A 428-nucleotide genomic window follows, 5' to 3' on the forward strand; every position below is an offset into this window, starting at 1 on the left:
TCCTACAACCATCATGCGCTGGGTTCATGAATATGGTAACTTGATCTATCAAATATGGAAGAAGAAAAAGAAGCACGTACACTTATCTTGGAAACTAGATGAAACCTATATAAAAGTCAAAGGAAAATGGTGTTATTTATATCGAGCAATTGATAAAGAGGGACAAACACTTGATATTCAACTTCGTCAAAAACGAGACACACAAGCAGCATATGCTTTTATGAAAAAACTAGCTCGAACTTTTGGAGAACCAACGGTTCTGACGACAGATAAGGCTCCTTCTTTAGCTTCCGCATTCAAAAAATTAAAGGAGATAGGTCTTTACAAAAATACCTTTCATCGTACAATAAAGTACCTCAATAATATCATCGAGCAAGATCATCGACATGTGAAACGTCGATTTTCCCGTTCCTTAGGCTTTCAAAGTC

At 36.4% G+C, this 428-nt stretch carries 1 protein-coding gene; it reads left to right on the forward strand.

The window, feature by feature from the left end:
- A partial coding sequence (locus AC1DIT_RS28555) for an IS6 family transposase (RefSeq protein WP_476998635.1) occupies window positions 1–428 on the forward strand: 428 nt, incomplete at both ends.

Source organism: Bacillus sp. 05T22 (genome assembly GCF_056396765.1).